This window comes from Gilliamella sp. Imp1-1 (genome assembly GCF_001690415.1).
Lineage (GTDB): Bacteria > Pseudomonadota > Gammaproteobacteria > Enterobacterales > Orbaceae > Gilliamella > Gilliamella bombi.
In genome coordinates, this window is sequence record NZ_LZHK01000135.1 from 1 (window position 1) to 2,618 (window position 2,618).

At 31.7% G+C, this 2,618-nt stretch carries 4 protein-coding genes; 3 read left to right on the forward strand and 1 reads right to left on the reverse strand.

Features of this window, described 5'->3' with window-relative positions:
- Positions 1-247, forward strand: a 247-nt coding sequence (locus A9G38_RS11860) for an integrase core domain-containing protein (RefSeq protein WP_141671663.1), incomplete at its 5' end; no start/stop codon positions are given.
- On the opposite strand, the gene drt3a is transcribed toward A9G38_RS11860, so the two are convergent.
- Positions 193-1,416, reverse strand: a complete 1,224-nt coding sequence (drt3a, locus tag A9G38_RS11185) for an antiviral reverse transcriptase Drt3a (RefSeq protein ID WP_034915076.1) — start codon at positions 1,414-1,416, stop codon at positions 193-195. The two genes, A9G38_RS11860 and drt3a, sit on opposite strands and share 55 nt — an antisense overlap.
- A gap of 127 nt (positions 1,417-1,543) precedes the next feature.
- Between drt3a and A9G38_RS12110 the strand changes: the two genes are divergently transcribed.
- Both A9G38_RS12110 and A9G38_RS11195 read left to right on the forward strand, forming a co-directional pair.
- Positions 1,544-1,711: a helix-turn-helix domain-containing protein gene (locus A9G38_RS12110; RefSeq protein ID WP_065623273.1), complete on the forward strand. Its 168-nt coding sequence runs from the start codon at positions 1,544-1,546 to the stop codon at positions 1,709-1,711.
- A 124-nt stretch (positions 1,712-1,835) separates the two neighbouring features.
- The coding region (locus A9G38_RS11195) for an IS3 family transposase (protein ID WP_065623274.1) at positions 1,836-2,618 on the forward strand (783 nt) is incomplete at its 3' end.

Genomic DNA, 2,618 nt, shown 5'->3' on the forward strand with positions numbered 1-2,618 from the left:
GACATTTAATATCACGCATTCATTAAGCAAGAAAGGGTGTCCATATGACAATGCGGTAGCGGAAGCGACATTTAAAACAATTAAAACGGAATTTGTAAAAGGCCAACGTTTCAACTCAACGGCTGAATTACAACGCGCTTTTTCGGCTTATGCTTATTGGTATAATCATAAACGATTACATTCTTCGTTAGGCTACTTGCCTCCCGTTGAATTTAAAAAACACTTACCCCTTAATTTTTTTGTTTGAAAATGTGTTGCCATTCCATGTTGTACTTTTTTTCTTGTAAAAGTAGACTTTTTTTTATTTTTTACAAAACCATAGAAAGATTTTTTCTTCAATTCATTTTGTTGTGCAACGGTCAATCCAAACCTTTTTGAATTAATCATTTTTATATAAAAGCCATCAATTTTTTTTAATAATTCAAAATCATCGGTTACATGACAATAACTATATGCAATCCCTCCTAAAAGAGTACCATTTTCGTGTTTTTTTATAATTCGGATCGAGGATAAATAATTAATTCTTTGCTTTAATAGATTGAAATTTTTATTTGTTTTGTAATCATTAAAGGACAAGGCAATTTTACTTTTTATTCTAGATAATTTTGAGTTAGAAATACAAAGATTAACTGTATTTTCTTTTTTTTCTTTATATATTGTCGAAAAGTTATATCCCAAGTAGTCAAAACAACAATCTCTTGATGGCGCAATTGCATATTTATCAGATTTTTTATTAATGTTTAACCCTATCTGATCTAATTCATTTATAATGTAGCCTTCTATTGTTGATTCTTTACCACACTCAACTATTATAAAATAATCATCAACATACCTTCTGAAATATATAACACCATCTTGGTGTTTTAACCCTTTATCAATTTTTTCTAAAAAAAGTTCAGTCAAAGTAGGAGAAATAGATAATCCTCTAGGTAAGCCCGAAATTTTTTGTTTTTCACATATATCATGAATTGAATTTAAAAGTTGAAGACAATTAGGTGCTAAAAGCATATCAGATTCTAATCTACTTAAAATTTTTGAAAAATTAATGGATTCATAACATTTTTCAATATCAAGTCGAATTATTTTAAAATCTTCATTGTCGGTTAATAAGCTTTTTATTTGTAGGATTAATTTTTGCCTATCAGATTGTTTTACCTTATATATTCGTCTTAAATATTTATCCAATAGTTTGATAGATAATGTATCTTCGATAGAGGAAGCTTGAAATGTTTTTTTATTTTTATGTATATGTTCTTTAAATGGTGCAATAGAATATTTGTTAGAATTAATCTTTCTTTCTAATTCTATTAAACACTTTTCGTGTTCTGAATTATTATTCCAAAGAGACCATTTCCATACATCTCGCTTACTGATAATTTTTGATATAGCTTCGATATTAAAAGATTGTTTTAACATTATGTTCCTCGCCAAAATATTAAACAGTGCTCATCTCTATTATTTTATTGTTTTGGTTGATCCTCGCCAAAAAAGTGGACAAAAGTCGCCTCTATGATATAAACAAAAATCATAGGAGGCAAATATCATGGTCAAAAAATTTAGTATCGAATTTAAACAACAATCAGTGGATTATGCGTTATCTAATGCACACCTTTCTATCAGCGAACTTGCCAACCATCTAGGTGTGGGTAAATCAACCCTAGATAAATGGATTAACAACTTTCCCCGAATAAAACTAGCCGTCGAAAGTTAACAGCTGAGCAACAGCGGATTATGGCGTTAGAAAAAGAGATTAAAGAACTGAAAATGGCTAATGATATACTAAAAAAGGCGCATGTGCATATCATCAACAATCCAAGTCGGTGAAGTACGCTTATATGAAAAATCATTTAACCAGCTATCCCGTTACTAGGATATGCTCATTACTTGGTGTCAGTTCATCGGGTTATTATGCTTGGTTAAAAAGAGCAAACAAATCAGCTAAACTCAGCGAGTATATTAAAAAGCAGTATTGGCAACATAATGCCCGTTTGGGTGCACCAAGCCTGCTTCATGATGCAAGAGAAGCGGGCTATCAAGTTTCAGAAAGGACAATTAGCCGTGTTTTGCAACAATTGGGATTACGTAGTTTAAGATTGCATAGTAAAGCAGCACGTAAATTCAAGCATAAAACAGACACGGCTCATCGCAATATTGTGCCCAACACGTTAGATAGGCAATTTAATCCTGATAAGCCTAATAAAACATGGGTAACCGATATTACTTATATTAAAACGGGTGAAGGTTGGTTATATTTGTCGGTGATTATCGATTTATATGGACGAAAAGTGATTGCTAGGCAAACCAGTCGCTACATAGACCGCCATTTAGTGTGTAATACATTAAAACAAGCTTTATTTCGGCGTCACTTTCCTAAAAATGTACTCATTCATAGTGACCAAGGAAGCCAATATTGCAGTGCTGATTTCAAGCAATTATTGTTACAATATGGGCTAAGGCAAAGCATGAGTCGAAGAGGAAACTGCTTTGATAATGCGGTTGTTGAGAGTTTTTTTCATACACTCAAAACCCATATTATTCATGACTGTTACTACAAAACGAGGAAGCAGGCTAATAAAGCACTATTTGAATATATTGAAATCTATTATAATCGGATACGC

Bases quoted from the DNA above. Each gene is read 5' to 3' on its own strand.
- drt3a (WP_034915076.1), bottom strand. From the start codon at position 1,416: ATGTTAAAACAATCTTTTAATATCGAAGCTATATCAAAAATTATCAGT.
- A9G38_RS12110 (WP_065623273.1), top strand. From the start codon at position 1,544: ATGGTCAAAAAATTTAGTATCGAATTTAAACAACAATCAGTGGATTAT.